Origin of the sequence: Bradyrhizobium sp. CER78 (assembly GCF_029846235.1) — a bacterium.
Classification (GTDB): Bacteria; Pseudomonadota; Alphaproteobacteria; order Rhizobiales; family Xanthobacteraceae; genus Bradyrhizobium.
Genome location: NZ_JARVWP010000013.1, coordinates 124,075 through 148,346, shown reverse-complemented (window position 1 = coordinate 148,346; position 24,272 = coordinate 124,075). Strand labels below are relative to the sequence as shown.

Below are 24,272 nucleotides of genomic sequence, written 5' to 3'. Positions count from 1 at the left end.
GTTCGCCTTGCCCACATTCAAACTGGACTAACAAACTGGACTAATCGCCCCAGGCGAAGATGACGGCGATATCGCCGGGTACACCGCCGGGAAAATCGATGATCTGGTAGCGGATGCGATAGCCGCGCGGCTGCAGGTAATCCGTCCAGAGCTGGTAGATCTCCTTCGGAATCCCGGTCAGGGTTGTCTGCCAACCCGGCTCCATATGATTGATGGCGCGTCCCTTGTCGGTGCAGAGCGTGTTCGGGAAGCGGTAGACTTGAACCTCGGTCAGTCCATTGCGCACCGCACGCTGGATCACGGTCGACGCGAGCTTGATCTTTTCTGGCTCGGTGAGTCCCGACGGCTTGCTCAGCCGTTCGATCAAGGCTTGTTTCTCGACTTCTGCCGCCGCCGCGCGGCGGGCGTATTCCTCGGCCTTCTCTGCTTCCTTGAGCGCAACCTCTTTCTGGATCTCGCGCGCATTTGGGATCAGATCATCGATCTTGTCTGGCATAGCATGGGCCTCCTGGGACCGATTTTTCGCCGAGGCTAGGATCGGATCACTACGCATCCTTGATCCAGATCAAATCTCCTCCGATCGGCGGCTCGCACTGTACCGTCGAGCCGCACGTGGGCTCGAGATCGACGGGGAGAGAAAGCTTGAGCGAGCAGCTTCATCCGCTGGCGCCGCATCATCTGCCGTTTTATCTTGCGCCGCCGGCGAGCGAGACGGACGTCTTAATGGTGGCGATGGGCATTTTCCTGGTCGTCACCGTCCTTTACGTCGGAAATCTCTATTGGCGTCTTCACAGCCTGCCCGAGCGGATGGCGCACAAGTCGGAGAAGCTGCAATTCGAGATCGTCGCCATTCTCGGTCTGATCTCGTTGTTTACGCATATCCATGCGTTCTGGGTGGCGGGATTGCTACTTGCCCTGATCGATATTCCGGATTTCGGGACGCCCTTGCGCAGCATTGCAGGGTCCGTGGAGAAAATCGCCGATGCCTCTGAGGCCAATGCGACGACAGATGAGACGACGAGTGACAAGGCAGAACCGCCGATCGCCAAAGAACCGGGCGTGAAGGAGACTGACATACCCAAGCGCGAGGCGCACGGCCATGTTTGAGCTGATCCTCTGTTCGCTGCTTACGATCCTCCCTGACTATCTCTTTCGCCGCTATGTCCAAGGCAAGCGCTTCGGCAAGGAGATCACGTTCTACTCGGTCTGGTACGAGCTGCGGTGGGGTATCACCGGCTGCCTGATGCTCACGGTCGCGCTGATTACGACGATCTTCTATTTCCATCCTTCGACGACCAGCGCCGCACTGTTTTACCGTACCATCCCGATCCTTCCCGAAGGGTCGGGCCGGGTCGCTGAGGTCAACATTGGATATAGCGCGCCGGTAACCAAGGGTGAGGTGATCTTCCGGCTGGACAGTTCAAAGCAGACAGCCGCCCTGGAGACCGCCAAGCGCAAGATTGCCGAAGTGGACGCCCAATTGGTGGCGGCCGAGGCCGACGTCGTGAAGTCGGAGGCGCAAATCCAGGAGGCCAAGAGCGCATACCAGCAGGCCAAAGACGAACTTGACGTGAAGAGGGATCTGCAACGCCGGAATCCCGGTATTGTGCCGCAGCGTGACATCGAGAAGCTGCAGGTCCTGGTCGATCAACGGCAGGCCGGCATCGATGCCGCGACCGCCGTCAAGCAATCGGCAACGCTGCGTGTTTCGACGCTGTTGCCGGCAGAGAAAGCCAGCGCCGAGGCGGCGCTTGCGCAGGCACAGGTCGATCTCGATAAGACCGTGATCCGGGCCGGCGTCAACGGGCGCGTCGAGCAGTTCTTTCTGCGGGTCGGTGATGTCGTCAATCCACTGATGCGTCCGGCGGGAGTCCTGATTCCGGAGGGCGCAGGGCAGCAGGCGCTCCAGGCGGGCTTCGGCCAGATCGAGGCTCAAGTCCTGAAGGCGGGGATGGTTGCCGAGGCGGCCTGCATCTCAAAGCCATGGGTGATCATCCCGATGGTCATCACCTCGGTTCAGGACTACATCGCCGCCGGTCAGTTCCGCGGCGGAGAGCAGTTGATTGAAGCCCAGAACATCGCGCGGCCGGGCACAATCCTGGTGTTTCTCGAGCCGCTGTACAAGGGGGGCCTGGACGGGGTGACGGCGGGCAGCTCCTGCATCGTCAATGCTTACACGAGCAACCACGAAATCATCTCAGCCAAAGACACCGGCACCGGGCAGGCGTTTGTGTTGCACGCGATCGATGCCGTCGGGCTGGTGCATGCTCTGCTGCTTCGGATCCAGGCGCTGCTACTGCCGATCAAAACCCTGGTCTTGAGCGGCCATTGACCGAACGCAAAATGCCATATGGAGCTTCGGATGAAAGTGTATGCCGGGATTTGTGCATTTGTCGCCTTGATCCTGGCACTACCCGAGAGCGCGCATGCATTCGATCTTACCGGTGCCTGGGCTACCAGCGCGGAACAGTGCGGCAAGGTGTTCGCACGCAAGGGCAGGGCGAACCAGGTTGCGTTCACGAACTTCTCTGGCGTCTATGGTGGCGGCTTCATCGCGGAGCCCAACCGTCTTCGCGGCAAGTTCGAGAATTGCGTGATAAAGTCGCGGAAGGACGACGGCCAGACCATCAATATCGTCGTCGGTTGCGCTTCAGGCATCATGTTGTCCAATGTTCAGTTCTTCCTCAAGACCGTCGACGACGACACCATCACCCGGCAATTCCCGGGCATTGAGGGGATGGAGGTTACGTATCACCGCTGCAAGATCTAGAGACGGACGCGGTCTCCATTGGGGCCTAGTTTGCTAATCCCCGTGCGCGCACCGGTCGAAGTCAAACCGTTCGGGTGAGACGCCATGGATCCGGTCCGATGGCCGCTACCGCTGCGGATCACCCTGGTTGCCGGGCTGGTGCTCCTGCTCGGTGGCGCCGGCATTCTTGGATATCGGTGGTATGGCCGTCCGACGACGCTGACGGTTGCCGCGGGATCGCTCGACGGCGAGGCAACCAAGCTGGTGTCCGCGATTGCCGGGAGGCTCGCCGAATCGGGGGCGCCGGTCCGTCTCAAGCTGGTTCAGACCCCGGGCGCACTTGAGTCGGCCGACCTGTTTGCGTCCGGCAAGGTCGACCTTGCGGTCGTGCGCGGCGACGTCGGCGATCTTTCGCAAGCGCGCGCCGTCGCGGTGCTGGCGCATGCAGTCGTATTATTGGTAGCCCCGCCTAGGACTGCAATATCGGATGTGACGGAATTGAAGCGCTCCACGATCGGCGTGATCGGCGGTGACGCCAACAGGAAGCTTATCAAGGTCCTGACCGACGAATACGACCTGACGCGGGCGGGCGTAACGTTCAAGGCTCTCGCTCCGGCCGATGCGAGGCGAGCTCTCGACGCAAAGGACGTGCGCGCGATCCTGTTGGTGACACCGCTGACGGAAAAGTATCTCTCGCTGTTGCGCGATCTGTTCCCGCACAACGCGCGAACCGGCCCGGCGCTGATCGCCGTGGAGTCTGCGGGGGCGATCGCGGAAAAAGAGCGCGCATATGAAAGCTTCAACGTGCCGAAAGGAACTCTGCGCGGCTCGCCAGCGACTCCTGCTGAGGATCTGACCACGCTCAGGACGTCATTCTATCTGGTGGCCCAGGAGAAGCTCGGCGCCGATCTGATGGGTGACCTGGCGCAGTCCGTGATGAATGCGCGCAGGGATTTGCTCGCGGAGTTACCCATGCTGGCGCAGATCGCGGCGCCTGACACCGCCGCTGACGCTTTCGTGCCGGTGCATCCGGGAGCGGCCGGGTTCTACGACGGCACGCGGGAAAGCTTTCTCGACAAGTGGGGCAACGCGATCTTTCTCGCGCCGATGATCGCCGGCGGGCTGGCTTCGGTGCTGGCGGCGGCGTGGAAGTACATTCGTCCCGTGAAGCCGCAGACCAGGGAGGAGGCGCTCGATGCGCTCTACGCGCTTGGGCCTCGTATCAGGGTAACCAGGCACGCGTCGGATCTGGACGAGATCGAGTGCGAAATCGATCGGCTGCTTCGAACCCAGCGAAGCCGTGCGATCGCGGGCGACCGCACCGTTACGGCGGTGAACATTGCCGCCCATCGTCTGGAGAACCTGATCCATGACCGCCGTGTCCATCTTGCGGCGCAGCAAGTCAGCACTTTCGGCAGCTGAGACAGCGCAACTTTCCTTGATCTCGATCAATGGGGAGCGATGGCCGCAATCGATGCTGGCGCCCGTTGATGTCGATGGAGGTCGCGATGTTTCGTTCGGGCAAGATCCGGCTCGCGCTTGTGTTGCTGTCGGCGATGTCGGCTGCCGTAGTCGCTCAAACCACCAACAATCCTCCGGCACAGACCGCGCAGCCGCCGCAACCATCCAATCAAGCGCAACCGGCTGACCAACTGCTGAAGCCCGAGCAGCTTGAGGCGCTGGTGGCGCCGATTGCGCTCTATCCCGACGCGTTGTTGGCGAACGTGCTGGCGGCTTCGAGCTATCCGCTCGAGGTCGTCCAGGCCGACCGCTGGCTCAGCGCGCGCAAGAACCTCAAGGGCGACGCGCTCAAGGCCGAGGTCGACAAGCAGTCCTGGGACGACAGTGTGAAGGCGTTGGCCGGCACCGCCGCGGTGCTTTCGATGATGAGCGACAAGCTCGACTGGACCAAGAACCTTGGTGACGCCGTGCTCGCACAGCAAGCCGATGTCATGGACGCGATCCAGCGGTTGCGCGCCAAGGCGCAGGCCAACAACAAGCTGGTGACGACCAAGCAACAGAAGGTCAGCGTCCAGACCCAGGAGAACAAGCAAGTGATCGTCATCGAGCAGACCGACCCGGACACGATGTACGTGCCCTATTACGATCCGGCGACGGTCTACGGCGCGTGGCCTTACGCGGAATATCCACCCTACTATTTCGGCTACCCGTCCTATATCGGCGCCGGCGTGATCGCGGCGGGCGTTGCTTTCGGGACCGCTTGGGCGATCGGGCGCTGGGGCAATTACTGGGGCGGTGGCTTCAACTGGGGCAATCGCAATCTCTACGTCAACCACTACAATCGAACGACCAACATCGGAAACAGCTGGCAGCACAATTCCGTGCATCGCCAAGGTGTCCGCTACAACAACACCAACGTCCAGCAGCGCTTCGGCAACAACAATCTGAAAGCCGGTGCGGGAAATCGGATGGATTTCCGCGGCCGCGACGGCCAGCAGGTGCTGCGTCCCGGGCAGGAACGGCCGGGTGGCGGCGATCGTGTCGGCACGGGTGACCGTGGCGGCGAGCGAGCCGCCTCGCGTGATCGGCCCGGTGGTGACCGCACCAATCGTCCAAGCACCGCGGACCGCGCCAAAGCTGGCGATGCTGGCAATCGCGCCAAGACCGCTGACCGCAGCCGTAACGCGGCGGGCGGTGGCGGCGGTCGCGACAATGCATTCAGGAACGTGTCGGCCGGCCGGGCGGCCAACCTCGCATCCGCCCGCGGGCAGATGAGCATGGGCGGACGGGGCGGTGGCGGGTTCGCCGGCGGCGGTGGATTCGCCGGCCGCGGTGGCGGGGGATTCCATGGTGGTGGCTTCCGTGGTGGAGGAGGCGGAGGCTTCCGCGGCGGTGGCGGCGGCAGGCGCTCGGACATCGCGCTAAAGCACGACATCGTCCTGCTCGGCCATCTCGCCAACGGCCTCGGCTATTACCGCTTCAGCTATCTCGGCAGCAGCAAGGCCTATGTCGGCGTGATTGCGCAGCAGGTCGCGCAAGTGATGCCGCAAGCCGTCACGCGCGGCAGCGACGGCTATCTCAGGGTCTATTACGACAGGCTCGGCCTCAAGTTCAGCACCTATCGCGAGTGGCTCGCCGCCGGTGCGCAAATCCCGGCCGGATCGGAGGTGTCGCGATGAGGAGCTTTCCGATGTCTCGATTGAACCATATTGCGTTCGTCAGCGTCGCGACGGCGGCGAGCCTGGCGGTGCTGATCTCCTCAGCTCAGGCGCAACAGGCCTATCAAAGTCCCGAAGACGCCGCCACAGCGCTGGCCGCTGCGGTCAAGACCGGCGAGAAGCGCGCGATCCTGAAGGTGCTGGGCCGCGATGCCGAAGACATCATCGCATCAGGTGATGAAGTCGACGATGCCAGGACCCGCGAGGCCTTCCTGTCCACCTACGATACCAAGCACTCGATCAAGGCGGAAGGCAACAAGAAGGCCACGCTCATCCTCGGTGAGGAGGACTTCCCGTTTCCGATCCCTTTGGTGAACAGCAGGAACGGCTGGGAATTCGATGCGGCCGCGGGTCGCCGCGAGATCCTCTATCGCCGCATCGGCCGCAACGAGCTCGACACCATCCAGAGCTGCCTGGCCTATGTCGATGCCCAGAATGAATATGCGGACAAGGACCGTACCGGCGAGGGACCTGGCGTCTATGCGCAGCGCATCGTCAGCAGCCCCGGCAAGAAGGACGGTCTATTCTGGCGCGATGATCAGGACCCGAGCCCGCTCGGCGAATTTGCGGCGCAGGCGGCCGGCGAAGGCTACAAGGTCGGAGCGGAAGCCGCGCCGTATCACGGCTACTACTACCGGATCCTGCGAGCGCAGGGGTCGGACGCACCCGGCGGCGCCTTGAACTATGTCGTAAAGGGCAAGATGATCGGCGGCTTTGCGCTGATCGCCTATCCGGCGGAGTACGGCAACTCAGGCGTCATGACCTTCTTGGTCAATCACGCCGGCACCGTCTACCAGAAGGATCTCGGCCCGCGCACCGAGTTCCTCGCAAATCGCATCATCGTGTTCGACCCGGACCAGACCTGGAAGAAGGTCGACGTGACCGCTCCTTGAGAGAACGGAACGACAGCCATGTTGAAGTTCATGCTCCGTATCGCGCTGCTCTCGTTGTTCGCGTTGGCGTATTCGCCTCCTTCGTTTGCGCAAGCGATGGGGCACGTTCAAGTCAAGTTTGTGAAGGCGGCCCTATTGATCGGCGGGGGCGGGGGAAGTGGCGTCCTGATCTTTCGAGGACGGCACTATCCCTTTGTCGTGTCCGGCTTCAGCCTTGGCGTATCAGCCGGCGCCTCAGCGACCTGGCTGGAAGGCACCGCATCAGGCATAAAGGATGTGAACGATTTCGTCGGCAGCTATACCGCTGTCGGTGGCGGCGGAGCCTGGGTCGGCGGAGCAGGCGGCATCAGTTTGCGGAATGAACACGGGGTGGTGCTCAATCTGAAGGGACCAAAAGCGGGACTGGAGTTTGCCGCTAACGTTAGTGGCCTCTCGATCTCGCTCAAGTGACTCCGTTGCGACAACGCCGATCAGGCCGGTGGGCTCGCTTCGAGATTACCCGATCAGAGGCAGCGTCACAGAGAAGATGGCGCCTCCGTGGGATTGGTTGTGCGCTGTTATGGTCCCGCCATGCGCCTCCACAATGGTTCGCGCGATAGACAAGCCCATGCCCATTCCGGCGGGCTTCATCGAAAAGAACGGCTCGAATATTTGTTGCAAGTGTTCAGCGGCGATCCCCGGACCCGTATCCGATGTCGAGAATGCCGCGCGATGATCGGAGCGCCAGGTTCGGATGGTGATGATCCGCTCCCGAATGGGCTTGTCTGCGGTGGCGTCGAGCGCGTTGACGATGAGATTTAAAAGGACCTGCTGGAGCTGCGTACGATCGCCATTCACCGGAAGGGGCACCTGAGCCGTCGATCCACGCAGTTGGACGTCCCGGGCGATCGCTAGGCTGGAAACAAAGTCCAACGTTTCGGAAACCACGTCATTGAGATCAAGCGGCTTGATGTCGATCGGAGTCTTCTTCATCAAGCTCCGCACGTGCTGGATGACTTTTCCCGCTCGTTCGTCGTCCCGGCGGATATCGGAAGCGATCTGGAGTAGCTCGCCGATATCTGGCGAAGGTGATGCAAGCATTTTCTCCATCGACTCGGCATTGACCAGGATAGCGCCAAGGGGCTGGTTGAGCTCGTGAGCGATAGAGGCCGTCAATTCGCCGGCCGTCGAGTAGCGGTTTACATGTGCAAGCTCACTCATGCGCTGTCGTAGCTGAATCTCTGCGGAGAGACGTCCTCGTCTCTCGTAAAGCAGAACGGTAATCAGGACCGCCTGCAGGAAGATCGCCAAGAATAGCGCGAGAACCTGCCACCGATACAAATCCCAAGTGCTTGGCGGACGAAAGAGTATTTCGCTGCCCGGAGGCAGCCGGCTTTCAGGAATGCCCCAGCGCTTCAGCTCGCGCCAATCATACTTTGCCGGGCCATATTGCAGAACCGGCGTTCTGATCTCTCCGGCCTTGGTACCCCCAAGTATCCGGGCCGCCACGTCGGCGGCTGCTGTCGAACCCTGTTCGACCGACGTCATCGGTCCGCCCACAATTTCACCCGCGAAGAATGCGTCGTCGTGGGAGAAAATTGGCGCATTGGCCACGGCATGAAGGCGCTTTAGAGCTCGCTCGCCTTCGTGAACTGCGCCGGTTACGTCAATCTGAGGCTGGATCCAAAAGATCGCGCTATCCCTGGGAAGCGTTGCCGCGCGCCTTAGAATTTCCTCGAACGAGAGGTCGTTCCAGAACAGGAGATTGACCCGATCCTTCAGCGGCCCGAGCCGGCTCTGGATCTCTTGGACCCAAAATTGCTCGTTCGGCGAGTTCCCGATGACGACAGCTATGGTTTGTGTCTTTGGCAGCACCTGAAGGATATTTCCAAACAGGGCCGAGATATCGATCCAAACGGGCACCACGGCATCATTGGCGCCAAGTCGCGTTTCTTGGATACGCCGCGCGTCGATGGCGGCGAGCAGCATCGGCGTAGCGGGAAATAGCCCGGCTCGATGCCGCTGTGCAAAGCCAGCGGCCGGTGCTCCAAACGCCACGATCAAGTCAGGAGGGTTATTTAAGTAGAGCGCGTTGAGATACTCAGCAAGTTGCCTCTCGGCGCTCTCACTATCCGGCGCGATTGCTACGGGAAAGGTTTGCACGACGGTCGGTAGAGGCGACTGCCGTTCCAGCTCCTGGCGGAACGCCTTTAGATATTCGCTCCAAGGCTTGAAATTCTGCCCATTCGATTGGAGCACGATGATGTGCTTCGGCTTATCCGCCGCGGTGGCGAGCGATCCTGTGAGGATCACGGCGAAAACAATCAGGACCTTTAACGCCGAGTGCAATTTCCTGAATTCCGTCTCTGAAGCAGCTTATGGCAGCGCGGCGACACCTTCTGATTAGGTGTCAGATCATACTGCTCCAGATCGATGTAGCGGCCTCTGCGATTTTGCGTAGAAGCCATCGATTTTCTGCACCGTAGTTTTGCGGGGATCCTTTGGCGCGCGCAGGGCAGATCCTCAAAGCGCCAGGAAAATCTGCGATTGAATCACGCGACGGCTGCGCGTCAGTCGAGATCAGAAGCGATTGTCGAGATCCGCTAAGAATCGATCCGCTTCCAGCACGTGAGCACCGGCGTCGACGACCATCACATGAGCCTGCCACGGATTGAATTGAGCAACCTAGCCTGATGATAGGTGAGTCAACGCTGCGCGCCTCCCTTGATCAGCATCAGCGTCTTGGGATCGAGCCAGTGGTCGATCCGATCAGCCCAATGCTGCATCAGCTTCGTGCGCGAGCCGATCAGCGCGAGCGGTCCGTGCTTCTTGTAGAGACCTTCTACGGTAGAGTTATCGAGATGCGCGGGCTGCAGCTCGACGACATCGCCACCCCATGCCTTGGCGTCTTTGGTGAGACGGCGTCGAGGAGGTGGTCCGGAATCCGTGGGCACAATGATCAGTCTTGGTGTCAATGCCAAGCAGCCGCAAGCGCTTGTTGAGCGTGTTGTTTGATAGCGGCGCGTCGTTCGAGCAGCAAAACGCGTACCGGCGATGGCCGGTCAGATTCTGAACGCTGCGCAGGATTGCGAGCCGGGCAAAACGTAGCTTTAGAACGTGGGGTCGGAGGACGGATGCCACCTCGAGGAACATGGCGCGCGAAGCTTGAGCTGCTCTACGTCGGACGCGAAAAACGGACGAAAAAACGTGGGTTAGATCGCTACCTGAACCGAATGTCGGTATCGGTGGTTGCGCCTCCAGGATTTGAGCCCAGCCAGGGCCCGAACAAGCTGCAGCTTCCGGCAGGCCGCAACGATGCTTCCCAGCGAGCTAGGCCGGCCAATAACAAGATAGAGCTGTTTCGCGATAGCAAACCTCCGGCAGCATGCCAGGCGCTCACGCCACCATATTAAGGACAAACAGCGCTTCCTCGTGTCGGTGGTTGCGTATGTTTCCCTCCCTGGGCACCAAACTTACGCTTTTCCACGCTAGAATACGATCTTGCACGATTGCGTTCGCAGATGATCTGCTTGAAGAGCGCTCGCGGATTTCTCTCCCCGGATCGATATCGAGAGCCTGTCGACTAGACCCGCAATGCTGCGACCGACAAAGCCGGCCGGCGCTCGCTGCAGCATCCGCGCCGAAAAAGGCCGCGATTAGTCTGAACGGCTAGTCCCAACCAAGTCCAAGACATCGGCCCCGGCGGTCAACTCTTGCGCTTGACGACCTTCTTCGTGCTGCGGTCGTTCGGGGCCGCTGCGCAACAGGCTGTTGCGTCAGCCGCGACCGGATTGCAGAGCTCGGGATGTCCGTCGCAACAGTCGTTCACCAGGGAGGCGATCAATGACCGCATGCCCTCGACGTTTGAGCGGTAGCGCTTCAATTCGCCTTAGGGGCCGGGCGGCGCGGAACGATCGTCATCGGAGTGAACTCATAGACGGCTTGGCCATCCTGGTTGTACATCGTCCATTTCATATTCACCGTACCCTGCTGCTTGCTCTTCGAAGGGTTAAGGCTTTCGACCTCTCCTTCCAAGCGCAGCACATCGCCGGGACGTACTGGCGCCAGCCAGCGCAAGCCGCCTCCAATTCCGATGATCGGATGATCACCGAAAGGGCGGCTTTCCACCAACAACCTCATTGCAAGTGAGGCCGTGTGCCATCCGGATGCCGCAAGGCTCTTGAAGAAGGTTCTGCTGGCCGCTTCTTCATCCAGATGCATCGGCTGCGGGTCAAATTCGGCCGCGAAGCGCTTGATTTCTGAAGCGGTGATCTGAGCTTCACCCGACTTGAACTGCATTCCGACGGAAAGATCATCAACCCACGCAATCGCCGTCATGGGCTTCTCCTTCCTACGGCCTGGATCACTTGCGCCAATCCGCCGTAGCTGTGCGCTAGTTCCGCTGCGCGGTCCAGTAGCCCGAACAGCGCGCGGATCCCGAATGGCCACTCCACGTGCCACGGCCGGAACTGCTTGCGAGCCTGCCCGAACCGGAGGCGTACTTGTCGTGCACGGTCACGGAAGCGCGGACAGCGCCCGAGCGTGCCACATAACCGCTGAACCGCACAAGATTTGGATGCGTGACGATTCCGTTGCTGATGTTGACAGCGAAGTTGTAGGTCGGATCGCATGCGCCTCTCTGCGTCACGAACAGGAGGTCCCAGGATCCGTCATAGGCCGAGCCGGCTTGCGCGACAGTAGTCAGGGCAAGGCAGCCCGCGATGGTAGCGGAAAACAAGAGCGGCTTTATCATCGTCGTTCTCCAAGGCGTTAGTAAGTGTTGGTCATGTACCAATGTTCAGTGCTGCATCTGAAGGTTCATAAGCTCGGGATGCCCCATCATCATGTTCTCGTTCAGATTGGCCATGATCACGAGCGACCCTGCCAGGACCAGGAATACGATGAGCACGCCAAACGCGAGCGCCAGAACGTTGTGGCTGCTGTCCGGTCCGGTCGTGATATGAAGAAAGAATACGAGGTGAACGCCCATTTGTGCGATGGCGAGAACGGTGAGTCCGGCCGGTACGCCAGGTGCCCAGATCGCTGAGGTGTTTGCCACCCAGAAGGACGTGACCGTCAAGATCACAGCCAGCAGCAAACCGAGCGTGTACACGAGAAAGCCGGAGGTTGCATTCTGCTCCGAGGCCGGGATTTTCGGCCTGTCTCCCGGTGCAACATCCCAACGCATTTCAGTCATGGAAGGACTCCCATCAGATAGACAACGGTGAAAATAAGAACCCAGATGATGTCGAGCGCGTGCCAGAACAGGGAGAAGCAGTGCAGGCGGCGCAACACGACGTCCTGAAAACCTCTCAGTGACAGCTGAACCATCATGAGAACCAGCCATGCCAGTCCGACCGTCACGTGCAGCCCGTGACTGCCGACCAGCGTAAAGAATGCGGAAAGAAACGCGCTGCGTTCGGGCGTCGCTCCCAAGGCAATCATGCCCTGGAACTCGTTGAGCTCGAGAGCAAGAAATGCCGCTCCCAGAAGGAACGTCACCACGGCGCCAAGGAAGGTCGCGAGATAACGCTGCGAGTTGATGGCCAAGGACATCATTCCACAGCTGTAGCTGGAGAGCAGGAGAAGGGCAGTCTCCATTGCGACGTTACGCTGGTCAAACAGCTGAGCACCGGTGAGGCCACCTGCGCTCGCCTTTGCAAGCACGGCGTAGCCCGCAAACAGCGCCGAGAACATCACGATGTCACTCAGCAGGAAGATCCAGAACCCAAAGCCGGCGATAATCCGCTTGGGTGCGGGACCCGCCTCGCTGATATCAAGCAGTTCGCCATGGCGGACCGCATCCATCTCAACTGCGACATTCATAGCGAAACCTCCACCGGGTGCGCGCGATCGAACAGAGCGACCTCATCTGCGGGGATCTCGACTTCGTCCTTCGTGCGGAACATGAAGGCGAGCAATGTCGCGACCGCGCCGAGAACTCCGAAGCCTGCCATCCACCAGATATGCCAGATCAGAGCGAAGCCGGTGACCACTGCGAAGAACGCGGTCACGAAGCCGACAGGACTGTTCTTGGGCACTTCGATCGACCGGTACGCGTGCTGCTGCACGGGCAACTCCTGCTTCGCAAGCACGCGCTGCTTGTGCGCCCAGAAAGCATCAAGCCCATCAACACGTGGCAGGACCGCAAAATTCCAGGCCGGAGGCGGTGATGCCGTGGACCATTCCAGAGTGCGGCCGTTCCAGGGATCGCCCGTCGTGTCGCGCAGTTGCTCACGGTGGCGAATGGACACCACGATCTGGACGATCTGACATATGATTCCGGCAAAAATCACGATTGCGCCTACCTCGGCGACCAACAACCATGGTTGCCAGGCGAGAACATCGGAGTGCTGCAGGCGGCGGGGCATACCCATCAGCCCTGTCACGTAGAGCGGCATGAAAGCGAGGTGGAAGCCGATGAACCAGCACCAGAACGCCGCCTTGCCCCAGCGCTCATCCAGCTTGAAGCCGAATGCCTTGGGAAACCAGTAATTGTAGCCGGCTATCGCCCCGAACAGGACGCCCGGGATGATGACGTGATGGAAATGGGCAACCAGGAAAACACTGTTGTGGACCTGCCAATCGACCGCCGGCAACGCCAACAGCACGCCGGTCAAGCCGCCGAACACGAACGTCACCATGAAGCCGATCGTCCACAACACTGGCACCGTGAACCGGACTCGACCGCCGTACATTGTGAACAACCAATTGAAGACTTTGACGCCCGTCGGCACACCGATGATCATGCTAGTGATGCCGAAGAAGGCATTGACACTCGCGCTGGCACCCATCGTGAAGAAATGATGCAGCCAGACCGTGTAGGACAGTACGCAGATCGCCATCGTGGCGAGCACCATCGAGCGATAGCCGAATAGCGATTTACCCGAAAACGTGGCGGCGACCTCGGAATAGACGCCAAATGCAGGCAGGACCAGGATATAGACTTCGGGGTGGCCCCAAACCCAGAACAGGTTCACATACATCATCGCGTTGCCGCCGGCGTCCACCGTAAAGAAGTGAAAGCCGAGATAGCGATCGAGAAGAAGCATCGCGAAAAGCGCGGTGAGCACCGGGAAAGCCGCTACCATCAGTAGGTTCGAAGCGAGCGCCGTCCAGCAGAAGACCGGCATGCGCATGTAACTCATGCCGGGCGCCCGTATCTTCAGAATTGTGGTGACGAAATTGACGCCGCTCAACAAGGTCCCGACGCCGGAGATCTGCAGCGACCAGAGATAGTAGTCGACGCCGACTCCGGGCGAGAATTGCAGTTCGCTAAGCGGCGGATAGGCGAACCAGCCGGTCTTCGCGAATTCGCCTATGGCGAGTGATAGATTCGTGAGAAGAACACCGGACGCGGTGAGCCAGAAGCTGATCGAGTTCATCGTAGGGAACGCGACGTCGCGGGCGCCGAGTTGCAGCGGCACGACAAAGTTCATGAGCCCGATCACAAGCGGCATAGCCACGAAGAAGATCATGATAGTGCCGTGTGCGGAAAAGATTTGGTCGAAATGCTCCGGCGGCAGGTACCCTTGCGCTCCACCGGCGGCGATCCCCTGCTGCGTGCGCATCATGATCCCATCCGCGAAACCCCGCAGCAGCATGACCAGCGCTAGGACGATATACATGACGCCGATGCGCTTGTGGTCGACCGAGGTGATCCACTCTCGCCACAGGTAGCGTACGTAACCCCTCAACGTGACCCATGAAAGGACGGAGACGATGGCGACGACCATCACGCCTACCGTGCCCATGACAATTGGCTGATCGAAAGGAACAGCACTCCAGTCCAGCTTGCCAAGTAAAGTCATCGCTCTGCCCTCATCGATGTGGGATAGCTACGGCACAAAGCATCGTCGGATTGGGTTGAGGACATCCGGATGCTGTCAAACAGACCAGCCGCGACCGAGTGATAGGTGAACGGCGTCACGGCAGCGCTCGGCCTGGCGAGATCGGCATAGGTCTTCAAATCCAGCACCAGTCCAGCGCTGCTGGTCGAAGAGACCCACTGCGCAAAGCGTTCGGAAGGCGTCGCGTCGACTTTGAAGTGCATATCCGCGAAGCCGTCGCCGCTGAAATTTGCGGACAAGCCGCGATACGTTCCAGCGTAATCGGCTCGCATGTTGAGCCGCGTTACCATTCCGGCCATGGTGTAGATTTGGCCGGCGAGCTGCGGCACGAAGAAGCTGTTCATGACGCCCGAGGATGTCAGCTCGAAGCTGACCGGCGTGCCAACCGGAATCGTCAGGTGATTGACGCTCGCAACACCTAGCTCCGGATAGATGAACAGCCATTTCCAGTCGAGCGAGACGGCTTGAACCTTGATAGCTTTCGTCGAAGAAGCAATCGGCTTCGGCGGATCGAGGTCATATGAACTAACCCAGGCGACGGTGCCGACCAGGAGCACCGTCATCAGCGGAACCGACCAGACGAGTAACTCGATACGACCGGAATAGGTGAAATCTGGCCGATAGTGCGCTCGCTCGTTCGATGCGCGGAACCAGAAGGCAACGCCAAGCGTCGCGATCACCACCGGGATCACGATCGCTAGCATGATGCCGGTCGCGTTGATCAGAATTTGCCGTTCGGCTAACGCGATGGGACCCTTCGGATTGAGCACGCCTTCAGTGCAGCCACCGAGTAGCGAGGCGCCGATCAGGACCGAAGCAAGAAGAATGGATCGCATGCTAGACCTCTCGCGTGTTGAGCTTGATTAGGCAGCTTCCGCTGTCAGCGGTGCAGGGCAGGGCATCGGCGTGGGCCCATCCGATGTTGCGGTCAGTGCGCGGGCCTACGTCCCCAAATTCAATCGGTCGCTGTGACTGGTCAGGATTGCAGCAAACAGCGCGAACAAATAGAAAATGGAAAACAGGAACAGCCTGTGAGCATCGCGACGATCGGCTCCAATGCTCCTGTTCAACCGAAGTGCGAACAGGAAGAGAAGTGCGCCGCTGATTGTGGCGATCACGCCATAGATCGCACCTGCAAACCCGAGCACCCAGGGCAGCTCCGAAGCGAGAACGAGGAGGCTGCTATAGATCAGGATCTGACGCGTTGTTGCCGCCCGTCCCGCGACGACCGGCAGCATGGGAACGCCGGCACGGGCATAATCATCGCTGCGATTGAGCGCGAGAGCCCAGAAGTGGGGTGGTGTCCAAAGGAAGATGATGAGGAAAAGCGTCGTCGGCTCGAGCCCCGCGTGCCCGGTCGCCGCCACCCACCCGATCACAGGTGGCAGCGCGCCGGCTGCTCCGCCGATGACAATGTTCTGGGATGTGCTCCGTTTCAGCCACGCCGTGTACACGGCGACATAGAAGACGATCGTGCAGGCCAGCAGCGCAGCTGCAGCGAGGTTTGTTGCTAACGCGAGAGCTGTGACTGCGACAACGCCGAGGACGAGGCCAAAGACAAGCGCCTCGAGCTTCGAGACCTTGCCGCGGGGAATCGGCCGCATCGCGGTACGCGCCATGACCGCATCGATGTCGGCGTCGTACCACATGTTCAGTGCACCGGCGGCGCCGGCGCCGGCTGCGATCGCGAGAATTGCAATGAAGCCAGGGAGTGGATCGAGGCCGGTCGGCGCGATCGTCAATCCGATCACCGCGGTGAACACCGCGAGCCCCATGACACGCGGCTTTGTTAAACTGACAAAATGGGACATCCGTGCGATCCGGTCGGACCGTGAAGACAACCTAAGGCGAGATACCGAAACCGAGATGTTGTTCATGACGGGATCCTCGATCAGAAGCGCTTTGTGACGTCATTGCGACCCGGTCGCGAGGTCTCGCGGCTTTCCCGATATGCGTGACCGAGATACGTCGCGCCGGTCCTGCGCTGTTCGCGGGTCGGTATGCGGTGGCGATCGGAGCACCTCGACGGTCGCGGTGGCTCCGGCAACAAGCTCGCTTCGTGCGGCGGTGTCGAGCGCGATCCGGACTGGAACGCGTTGCGCCAAGCGTACCCAATTGAAGGTAGGATTGACGTTGGCAAGCAAGGTCGAGCCGGCGCTGCGATCGCGGTCTTCGATGCCAGCCGCGACGCTTTCCACGCTCCCGCGCAGCACGTGGTCGCTGCCCAGCAGTCGAACATGGACCGCATCGCCGAGATGGATGCGGGGCAGCTTGGTCTCCTCAAAATAGCCCTCGACTCGTAGCGTGCTGGAATCGAGCAGCGCCATGACGCCCTTGCCAGTCGTGAGATAGGTTCCCGGGCGTAGCTCCATGTTGGTGACGACGCCACTGACGGAGGCGCGCACCTCGCTGCGCTCAAGATTGAGCTTGGCCAGGCCGAGGTCGGCGACGGCTTGGTCATGGGCGGCCTGAGCTTCGCCCTGAGCCGCGATCACCTGATCCAGCCGCTGCTTGGAAACTACCACGTCGGGCGTCAGCGCGCTGTAGCGCTTCAAATCCGCGGTGGCCTCGTCGAGCTGGGCATTCTTACCAAGCAACACCGCCTCAGCTTGCTTCAACGCGATCTCATATCGCGCACGGTCGATTCGGAACAGCACGTCGCCGCGGTTGACTAGCTGATTGTCCTTGACAAGCACCTCTGTCACGAAGCCGGATACGTCGGGCGCAACTGGGACGACGTCAGCCCTTACATGGCCGTCGCGGGTCCATGGCTCGTTCATATAATAGTCCCAGAGCTTGTAGCTCGCCCAAGTCGCGACCAGAAGCAGGAGTATGGTGAGGGAGACGTGGCGGGCCGCATTCAGAACGGGTTTCATGAGACGAGCTCCCTGCAGGCGAAAATGAGGCTGGCGATCACACAGATGTAGAGCGCAAAATTGAACAGCTCGGGGTGCCAGACGTAGCGATAGAGACCGACGCGTACGAAAAGAATGCTGGCCATGCGCATCAAGATGTAGGCAACGACACCCCACAGCAGGAAGCTGGGGAGGATGATGCCAAACAGATCAACTTCGTATCTCATGCGGCTACGCTCCCGTGCTCTGATGTGCGCCGCTGATAGGACATCGAGGTAGGAAACAGGCCGTCGCGAATTCCGGAAAGGCCAATCAGCGCATCGTTGCGGCTCTTGCTCGCGGGCTCCCGCAACGTTGAGGCGATTACTTTGTCAAGCCGGTCGATCAGCTCCTCCGGCAACCGCCCCGCTGTATGTGCCCGGGAAGCCGATGCAAGTCGGTCGAACAGCATGTCGATGCCGGCCAGGGCTGCGCTCGAGAGACCAAGGCTCGCGTGCCTAACGTCGATGATGTTGAGCGCCGTTCGAAGCTGGCGAAGGTTCGCTGCGTCGCTTCGAGCATCTGCCGGAATCACAGCGATGCGTGCGGCAAGCAGCGCGAGACGGTGCTGCATGAGACTTCTGATCTCGGCACGATCCAGCGACGAGCTGCCCACGGCGACCGCGGCAAGCGTGCGCCAGTTGCTCCGCACCAGGCGGTTTGCAATCCAGGCCGCGCCCAGCATGCGAACGATGCCGCACGTTGTGGCCGTGAGCGCGACACCTACCATGAGTGATATGCTGGAGTTGGCGAAGGCACCGAAGTCTGCCGCGTAGGACGACTGCAGGGCCAACTGCACCGACGTGAAGATGGCAAGCCAGGATCCGGCGGATGCGGTCGCCGGCCGCGCTGCCAACCAACCGAACAGCACGTAAGCTGGCGCGAGCGCGACGACCAGCATCTCGAAGGTCGTGATCCTCGGCAATACCCCGAATGTGTAGATCGTGGTGATCGCAATGACGATAACGATTACGCCGAAGAACTTGCGGAATGCCGGCAGGGGATCGTCCAAGCCTGCGAGAAACGACCCTACGAGAGCCGCGAACAGCGCCGCCGATGCCCCATCGGTCCAGCCGGTGGCGATCCAGAATGCGCAGCAGGCGAGAACAGAAAGCGCAGTCGCCGCTGCGGCCCATGACGCGAGCCCGTGGTCGCGGTGCCGGGTGGAGGGGGCCGAAAGATCAAGCGTCACGGCAAGCGCAAGCGAGGTGGGATCGCGTCCATCTGCAATTGCGTCGCGCAGCCGGCGGCAATCCTGCATGATGTCAATGAGATGATGTAGCCGGATGACGAGGCTGGCCGTTGATATCTCGACCCCGTCCGCATCTGCGCCAAGCGGCGGTTGAATTTCGTCGAGCGCCGCGCGCAATCCGTCGGCCTCGTGTCCGTGCTGATCGTCGTTCGCGAGCCAGGTTGCAGTTCTGATGCTGACCTCGACGATGGCTGTCGGAACACGAACATGAGCGTTGAGCGTGTTCTTGCGAGCCTCGATTGATGCGAGCAGCGGAAGCAACAACAGCATCCGTTGCCAAAGCAATTCCAAGCCACGCACGGTATTCGCGGATGTCACGGTCTCGAAGCCGAGATGCCGGCTCAGCTGGTCGATCTCTGCCGCCGTAGCGGCGAGGCGCATGCGTTCGCCGTCGCGCTCCTGATCGCTGCCCTGGCCAGTGAGGACTTCCACGGCGAGCTGGCGCGTGTTGGCGAGCCATGCCTCCGCGCGGTGCGCAATCGCGTCCGTGACGGTGCGCGGCAGCACGATCCTCGATGCGATGCTCGCACAGGTGATGCCGAGCAGGATTTCCTGCACGCGGGCGGTGACGATATCGAAGGTCAACTCGGGCGTCGAAATGATTGGGAAGCCGAGCAGGGCGACGGTGTAGCCGGATAGCATGAAGACGTAGCTGCGCGGGGTGCCGTCAAGCAGCGAGAGGTACAAGCAAATGCCAACCCAGAGTGCTATGCTGAGGCTGAGCAGTTCCGGGGCATCGACGAGGTTAGGAACCAGGATTATAGTAGTCGTCGCGCCAATCAGGGTTCCCAGAATGCGATAGACTGCTTTTGAGGCGGTCGCCCCCGTCAACTCGTTAGAGGCGATGTAGACAGACGCCATTGCCCAGTAGGGACGCGGCATGTCCAGCAAGAGTGCGATCGAGAGCGCCGCCATGGCCGCCGCAAACGTTCTTACCGCGAAGACGGAAGCGGAATGTCGCGACAAGAATGAGGAAAACTGCGTCATGGCAGCGCGCAACGGCAATGGCCGCAAGCAAACTTGTTCTCCCAGCCAATTGCTCTATGAGCCGCTGCGAAACGAACGGAATGCGGACTGCATTTCGGTGGCGAGCAGATCGGGCTGCTCCCACGCCGCGAAGTGAAGGCGCCGGTGACGCGCGTAGCGCGTTCGCGACTCCGCGGCGTTGTCATGCGCACTGCCAAGCCGAACGTTTTGGGAAAGAACGTGCCGAGGCTGACATTGCTCATCATGTCGTCTCCAGCGCAGCTTCTGTCGTGTTGATGGGATCGATCTGCAGGTTGTCCGGTGCAGGAACGGAAGGCGCTTGCGCCGGCTGCGGTCGCGAGCGCCGCGGCATGGCCTTGCGCATGCCTCGCAGACGTCGCGATGCGACAACCCGATTCGCACGCCGCTCGCGCGCGCTAAGGGGAAATACGACGAGAAAGGAGGAAAAGTGCGACCCGAAGCCGTATTCGACCCGACCCCCAAGATTGCTGGCCAGGCCGTCCACCATCTGAAGGCCGCCCGCTGGCCGCAAGCGATCCGCGCGCGATCCGTTGTCAGCGACGATGCAACTGACGACCCCGCCGACGACCGAGAGCTTGATCTTGATCGCACCATCCCGGCCTTCGAAATGTGCGTGCCGCGCGGCGTTGGTCACGAGTTCATGGACGGCCAAAGCGAGACGCCAGCAGCGCTCCGTCTCGAGTGGCAACTTGTCGGCGCTTAGCACGAGACGAATCCCGATCGGCTCGAGCGAGGATCGGCTCAGGCCGACAGCGAGCTTGCGGATGGATTCGGCGGCGTCGACCAGTCCGTGGCGATCCGGCATCGCCAGCTCGCGATGAATCTCGGCATGGTGCTCAAGCAGTTCGATAACGCCTGCAAGCGCGAGCTTGACGGCAGGGTTGTCAGTGCGCAGCACCGAGGCGGAGATTGTATTGATCGTCGAGACGAGGCCGCCGCTGATGCGGTGGGTGAGCGCACGCAGCAGCGTCTGGTCGTCAAATTCGTGAGCAAGTGCTTTGGTGGGCACGCGGGCCTCCTTGGCATTCGGTGGACTGGGCAGGTTTCCGGTCTGGCTCATTTTATGGAGAAACCGGCCTCCGATGACTTTTGCTCGGAGTGCCCTGATGTTGTCATTGCTTGCTGTCGACGCCGGACGGCGGACGGCGCTGCCGCCCTGCGAAGCGCGCCGATCGACGGCAGGCGGTTGCTCAAGAGCGCCACTAGGCCGAAAAATACTCCGAGGAGCGTCGCGAGGGTTTGAAGGTTGGTCAGGTTCACGGGTTCGTCTCCATTACTGATCGATAATCGAATGCGATGCGCGCCCGATCTCCCACGACGCGCGCATCGTTCCTTGCCGATGAAGATATCGATCAATTCCGCCGATCGCCTTGCGTCGACTGCCGTCGTTTTGTCATTCGTTGCTGAAGGTGGGGGGATTGCGATCTTAAGCACCACGAAAGGATCGAAGTAGGCTGCCGGATATCGGTCAGCGACAATGCCGGATGTTGCGATCCAGAGTCGCGGCGGTCCTTATCTGGCGCCATATCGGCCCCTGAATGGGCGGATGGATCCCATGGTTACGGTAATGCCGAAATTGATCCGAATCGCATTGACAGCGGCCACCACGCCCACAGAAAGGGCGCTGCCGTCATCCGACAATCGCGACGGATAGCAGTCAGTGCCGCTCGGCAGAACGCGCCGAAGCGCCGACAGCAGCGAATGACAAAGTCACAGCATCCCACGAAAAGACATGGCGAGCCTATGTGCGGCTAATAATCGCGCACACCCAATATCTCGACACGTTGAACGCAGATCCCGATTCCGTGGAGCGGTCTAGGCCAGGCACATCTCGGGCCCTCCACCAAACCTCCAAAAGGAAGTTAAAATGTTGCTTCATCTGCCAATCGCAATCGCAGCTCTGGTTTCGCCGATTACAGTTTCCGACACGGCTCCGCCAGCATTCGACATTGCAAGAGAGTGCCGTCTCGAAGGCGAATCGATCGAGGCGCCTGATCGATGCTCAAAGGACGAAGCTGATGCGCTCCGACAACTTCAAGCGGAGTGGATGGAGTTTGTCGCCGCCGACAAGACGACTTGCTTAGGTACGATGGTTGGCAGTTTCGCAAGCTATGTCGAACTGTTGACCTGTCTGGAAAACGCAAGGGATGTTCGTGGCGAGGAGAAGATTCCGCGAGGTCCGGTTACCAACCGAAAATTGCAGTCGAGTCGTTAGTGACAAGCTGAGTGAGAGCCGGAAAATTGGCCGATTTCTTTTGTACGGCTAATTTCTCGAGCCAGAGAGCCGTTCGCCAAGCGCCTGCGATATTTGCGCACGGTCGGCCCGTTCTATGGCTTCTTCGGGCTTGGTATCTCTATGTATTTCGCCTCCCAAGGCGCGGGCAGATTGAGTTGGCCGCTAATCGGCAGCCTGGTCCGAATGATCGTTGCCGTTGGCGGCGGATGGATCGTGCTGCGCGTGACGGGATCGACATCGTTGCTGCTCGTCGGCTACGCGGGCGGCATGCTCCTCTATAGCGCCATCATTGCTTCGTCGGTTGCAGCCGGCACCTGGTTTCGGTCCGATGACGGCAAGAAATTGAGCCGGCCGGATCTGTCGTCAGCCTCTTCGGATTGTTAGGGAATGCGGTGGCCCTGCCGACCATCAGGTCATCCTCACCGAATTAGGTCAGCGAACGACGCGGCGTTCGGGCCGGTGCCCGTTCCGATGACGACGACCGTGCTCTCGCTCGACTTGATGGTTCTCTCGGCGGCGAGACTGTCCAAGGCGACGGTGCCGCTCGCGCTGGTGGGCGCCGCGAAAAGACCTTGCCGCGCCAGCCGGCACAACGGCTCACGTGTCCGGGCGACGCGGAATGATCGTCATTGGAGTAAACTCATAAACGGCTTGGCCATCCTGGTTGTACATCGTCCACTTCATGTTCACCGTACCCTGCGGCTTGGTCTTCGATGGCGTGAGGCTTTCGACCTCGCCTTCCAGACGCAGGACGTCGCCAGGACGCACTGGGGCCAGCCAGCGTACACCGCCCCCAATCCCGATGATCGGATGATCACCGAAAGGGCGACTCGACCAATAACCTCATTGCAATTGAAGCCGTGTGCCATCCAGATGCCGCAAGGCCCTTGAAGAATGTCTTGCTGGCGGCTTCTTCATCCAGATGCATCGGCTGCGGGTCGAATTCGGCTGCAAAGCGCTTGATGTCCGGTGCCGTGATTTGGGTCTCGCCACTCTCGAAGCGCATTCCCACGACAAGGTCGTCAAACCACGCTATCGTCATGGCTGCTCCCCGTTTTGACTGTGACCTATACTCAGAAATGGTGTCATCGAAACGTCCTTCAGGATTCTTCGGACCTCCGCGTCCAGACTTCCGATCGGTGCGGATGGTCCCGCGGCGTTACTTCTCGAACATAGTCGCTGCGCTTCCACTCCGGAGCGAGCGATCTTACACCATTGCGGAGCCGAAACTGACCAGGCGCCTGACCCGTCGCCTTCGTGAAGGCTCTGGTGAAATTGGCTTGGCTGGAGAAGCTGAGCGCCAGCGCGATGTCCACCAGCGATCGGTCGCCCTTCGATAGGAGGCCTTTCGCGCGCTCGAGGCGTCTGCCACTGACATAGCGGTGAGGTGACTGCCCCGTCGCCTTCTTGAACGCCCGCGAAAAATGGTACCTGCTCAAGCAGGCGACCGAGGCCATGTTATCAATCGTGAGCTTGCCTTCCAGGTTCGCTTCTACGTGTTCCAGCACACGGAACAATCTGCGTCGGTCCAGCCCTTCTCTAGTGATCCACGACGAAGACTGAGCGGGAGATGGTCCCGTATGCTTTTGAATTAGCCTCGCCGTCATACTCGTAGCCAGAGAGTCGACTAGCAGATCGCCGGCCGAGGTTTGTGCTTGAAGTTCGGACGCAACGGCATGTGCGATTTCCGCCAAAAGCGGATCTTCGAAGGCCAGCTCATATCTCAGGGCCCCGGTGTCTGCCTCATCGATTTTGATGCCGAGGTTATTCGGTGTGAACTGGCTCAAGGGAAGATGAATATGCAGCACTTCAGCCATGTCTGCGTCAATATCGACTACACCTTCCTGCAAGTCAGGAGGAGACAACCAGATTGTATCTCTGCTTGAGATTCTTCGATCTTCGATGCTTGCAGTCCGCCGCGTGACGAACGATTCGTTGCCCCGGAGATCGACGCAGATCTCGACCCCCGACTGCGAACCCCTCCAAGGGATGATGGCTTTCGCATGATTCCGCAACTCGGCCGAGATTCCGGACCAGCCTCGACCTGCGGACGACAGCAACAGCCCCTCGGAACCATATCTCTCCGAGACGGATGGATCAGCCAGTTCTCCGTGGCGTTGCTCCCGCACCACTTTCAACGCCGGCTTCTTCAAGATTGAATCGTTACGATCGATTCTTGTTTGCCGGGCCGATCTTTGTGGAGCAGGCAATGGTTCAAGTCGCCCACGTTCT

Annotated in this window: 26 protein-coding genes and 1 pseudogene; 10 read left to right on the top strand and 17 right to left on the bottom strand. The window is 60.3% G+C overall.

The window, feature by feature from the left end; all coding sequences use genetic code 11:
• Nucleotides 1-40 precede the first annotated feature (40 nt).
• The gene (locus tag QDT69_RS26005; protein WP_279709401.1) at nt 41-496 is read right to left on the bottom strand and encodes a hypothetical protein; all 456 of its coding nucleotides are present in this window, start codon (nt 494-496) and stop codon (nt 41-43) included.
• 146 nt (nt 497-642) lie between these two features.
• Between QDT69_RS26005 and QDT69_RS26000 the strand changes: the two genes are divergently transcribed.
• The 7 genes from QDT69_RS26000 to QDT69_RS25970 all read left to right on the top strand — a co-directional run bounded on the left by QDT69_RS26000 (nt 643) and on the right by QDT69_RS25970 (nt 7,271).
• Entirely contained in the window at nt 643-1,107 is a 465-nt protein-coding gene (locus QDT69_RS26000) for a hypothetical protein (protein ID WP_279709335.1), read from the top strand.
• Nucleotides 1,100-2,332, top strand: a complete 1,233-nt coding sequence (locus tag QDT69_RS25995; RefSeq protein ID WP_279709334.1) for a biotin/lipoyl-binding protein — start codon at nt 1,100-1,102, stop codon at nt 2,330-2,332. Before QDT69_RS26000 ends, QDT69_RS25995 begins: the two co-directional genes overlap by 8 nt.
• Before the next feature lie 30 nt (nt 2,333-2,362).
• Nucleotides 2,363-2,770 (top strand): hypothetical protein, encoded by a 408-nt coding sequence (locus QDT69_RS25990; protein WP_279709333.1) that lies wholly within the window; start codon nt 2,363-2,365, stop codon nt 2,768-2,770.
• A gap of 243 nt (nt 2,771-3,013) precedes the next feature.
• Nucleotides 3,014-4,171 carry a TAXI family TRAP transporter solute-binding subunit gene (locus QDT69_RS25985; RefSeq protein WP_347952061.1) on the top strand — a complete coding sequence of 386 codons (1,158 nt, stop codon included), beginning with the start codon at nt 3,014-3,016 and terminating at the stop codon, nt 4,169-4,171.
• Nucleotides 4,172-4,257: 86 nt separating this feature from the next.
• A complete protein-coding gene (locus tag QDT69_RS25980) occupies nt 4,258-5,889 on the top strand; it encodes a DUF3300 domain-containing protein (protein WP_279709400.1) in 1,632 nt (543 codons plus the stop codon).
• A gap of 11 nt (nt 5,890-5,900) precedes the next feature.
• Nucleotides 5,901-6,821, top strand: coding sequence for a DUF2950 domain-containing protein (locus QDT69_RS25975; RefSeq protein WP_279709331.1), 921 nt, complete (start codon nt 5,901-5,903; stop codon nt 6,819-6,821).
• Nucleotides 6,822-6,839: 18 nt separating this feature from the next.
• Complete coding sequence (locus QDT69_RS25970; RefSeq protein ID WP_279709329.1) at nt 6,840-7,271, top strand: hypothetical protein; 432 nt, start codon at nt 6,840-6,842, stop codon at nt 7,269-7,271.
• A gap of 45 nt (nt 7,272-7,316) precedes the next feature.
• Here the strand turns inward: QDT69_RS25970 and QDT69_RS25965 are convergent, their stop codons facing one another.
• The 12 genes from QDT69_RS25965 to QDT69_RS25910 form a co-directional block, all read right to left on the bottom strand.
• Nucleotides 7,317-9,149 (bottom strand): ATP-binding protein, encoded by a 1,833-nt coding sequence (locus QDT69_RS25965; protein WP_279709328.1) that lies wholly within the window; start codon nt 9,147-9,149, stop codon nt 7,317-7,319.
• Nucleotides 9,150-9,505: 356 nt separating this feature from the next.
• The gene (locus QDT69_RS25960; RefSeq protein WP_279709327.1) at nt 9,506-9,754 is read right to left on the bottom strand and encodes a hypothetical protein; all 249 of its coding nucleotides are present in this window, start codon (nt 9,752-9,754) and stop codon (nt 9,506-9,508) included.
• 925 nt (nt 9,755-10,679) lie between these two features.
• On the bottom strand, nt 10,680-11,138 hold the full coding sequence (locus QDT69_RS25955) for a MaoC family dehydratase (protein ID WP_279709325.1): 459 nt from the start codon (nt 11,136-11,138) through the stop codon (nt 10,680-10,682).
• 55 nt (nt 11,139-11,193) lie between these two features.
• Nucleotides 11,194-11,553, bottom strand: coding sequence for a hypothetical protein (locus tag QDT69_RS25950; protein ID WP_279709324.1), 360 nt, complete (start codon nt 11,551-11,553; stop codon nt 11,194-11,196).
• A gap of 45 nt (nt 11,554-11,598) precedes the next feature.
• The gene (gene cyoD, locus QDT69_RS25945) at nt 11,599-11,997 is read right to left on the bottom strand and encodes a cytochrome o ubiquinol oxidase subunit IV (RefSeq protein ID WP_279709323.1); all 399 of its coding nucleotides are present in this window, start codon (nt 11,995-11,997) and stop codon (nt 11,599-11,601) included.
• The gene (locus QDT69_RS25940) at nt 11,994-12,626 is read right to left on the bottom strand and encodes a cytochrome (ubi)quinol oxidase subunit III (protein ID WP_279709322.1); all 633 of its coding nucleotides are present in this window, start codon (nt 12,624-12,626) and stop codon (nt 11,994-11,996) included. The genes cyoD and QDT69_RS25940 overlap by 4 nt, the downstream gene beginning before the upstream one ends.
• The gene (gene cyoB, locus QDT69_RS25935; RefSeq protein ID WP_279709321.1) at nt 12,623-14,611 is read right to left on the bottom strand and encodes a cytochrome o ubiquinol oxidase subunit I; all 1,989 of its coding nucleotides are present in this window, start codon (nt 14,609-14,611) and stop codon (nt 12,623-12,625) included. The genes QDT69_RS25940 and cyoB overlap by 4 nt, the downstream gene beginning before the upstream one ends.
• The gene (gene cyoA, locus QDT69_RS25930) at nt 14,608-15,486 is read right to left on the bottom strand and encodes a ubiquinol oxidase subunit II (protein ID WP_279709320.1); all 879 of its coding nucleotides are present in this window, start codon (nt 15,484-15,486) and stop codon (nt 14,608-14,610) included. The genes cyoB and cyoA overlap by 4 nt, the downstream gene beginning before the upstream one ends.
• Nucleotides 15,487-15,591: 105 nt before the next feature.
• Entirely contained in the window at nt 15,592-16,527 is a 936-nt protein-coding gene (locus tag QDT69_RS25925; protein ID WP_279709318.1) for a heme o synthase, read from the bottom strand.
• A 33-nt stretch (nt 16,528-16,560) separates the two neighbouring features.
• Nucleotides 16,561-17,526: an HlyD family secretion protein gene (locus QDT69_RS25920; RefSeq protein WP_279709317.1), complete on the bottom strand. Its 966-nt coding sequence runs from the start codon at nt 17,524-17,526 to the stop codon at nt 16,561-16,563.
• Entirely contained in the window at nt 17,523-17,732 is a 210-nt protein-coding gene (locus QDT69_RS25915; protein ID WP_279709316.1) for a DUF1656 domain-containing protein, read from the bottom strand. Before QDT69_RS25915 ends, QDT69_RS25920 begins: the two co-directional genes overlap by 4 nt.
• Nucleotides 17,729-19,711 carry an FUSC family protein gene (locus QDT69_RS25910; RefSeq protein ID WP_279709314.1) on the bottom strand — a complete coding sequence of 661 codons (1,983 nt, stop codon included), beginning with the start codon at nt 19,709-19,711 and terminating at the stop codon, nt 17,729-17,731. Before QDT69_RS25910 ends, QDT69_RS25915 begins: the two co-directional genes overlap by 4 nt.
• On the opposite strand from QDT69_RS25910, the gene QDT69_RS25905 reads away from it, so the two are divergent.
• The gene (locus tag QDT69_RS25905; RefSeq protein WP_279709313.1) at nt 19,710-19,919 is read left to right on the top strand and encodes a hypothetical protein; all 210 of its coding nucleotides are present in this window, start codon (nt 19,710-19,712) and stop codon (nt 19,917-19,919) included. The genes QDT69_RS25910 and QDT69_RS25905 overlap by 2 nt on opposite strands.
• Before the next feature lie 105 nt (nt 19,920-20,024).
• Here the strand turns inward: QDT69_RS25905 and QDT69_RS25900 are convergent, their stop codons facing one another.
• Together QDT69_RS25900 and QDT69_RS25895 are read right to left on the bottom strand one after the other, a co-directional pair.
• Nucleotides 20,025-20,813, bottom strand: coding sequence for a sensor histidine kinase (locus QDT69_RS25900; protein ID WP_279709312.1), 789 nt, complete (start codon nt 20,811-20,813; stop codon nt 20,025-20,027).
• Between the two features lie 47 nt (nt 20,814-20,860).
• Nucleotides 20,861-21,241: a hypothetical protein gene (locus QDT69_RS25895; protein WP_279709311.1), complete on the bottom strand. Its 381-nt coding sequence runs from the start codon at nt 21,239-21,241 to the stop codon at nt 20,861-20,863.
• Between the two features lie 430 nt (nt 21,242-21,671).
• Here QDT69_RS25895 and QDT69_RS25890 point away from each other — a divergent pair, with 430 nt between their 5' ends.
• Together QDT69_RS25890 and QDT69_RS25885 are read left to right on the top strand one after the other, a co-directional pair.
• Nucleotides 21,672-22,019, top strand: a complete 348-nt coding sequence (locus tag QDT69_RS25890; protein WP_279709310.1) for a hypothetical protein — start codon at nt 21,672-21,674, stop codon at nt 22,017-22,019.
• A gap of 93 nt (nt 22,020-22,112) precedes the next feature.
• Nucleotides 22,113-22,424, top strand: coding sequence for a hypothetical protein (locus QDT69_RS25885; RefSeq protein ID WP_279709309.1), 312 nt, complete (start codon nt 22,113-22,115; stop codon nt 22,422-22,424).
• Between the two features lie 213 nt (nt 22,425-22,637).
• Here QDT69_RS25885 and QDT69_RS25880 read toward each other — a convergent pair.
• Together QDT69_RS25880 and QDT69_RS25875 are read right to left on the bottom strand one after the other, a co-directional pair.
• Nucleotides 22,638-23,082, bottom strand: a pseudogene (locus QDT69_RS25880) (MaoC family dehydratase).
• A 58-nt stretch (nt 23,083-23,140) separates the two neighbouring features.
• Complete coding sequence (locus tag QDT69_RS25875; protein ID WP_279709308.1) at nt 23,141-24,193, bottom strand: helix-turn-helix domain-containing protein; 1,053 nt, start codon at nt 24,191-24,193, stop codon at nt 23,141-23,143.
• Between the last annotated feature and the right edge of the window lie 79 nt (nt 24,194-24,272).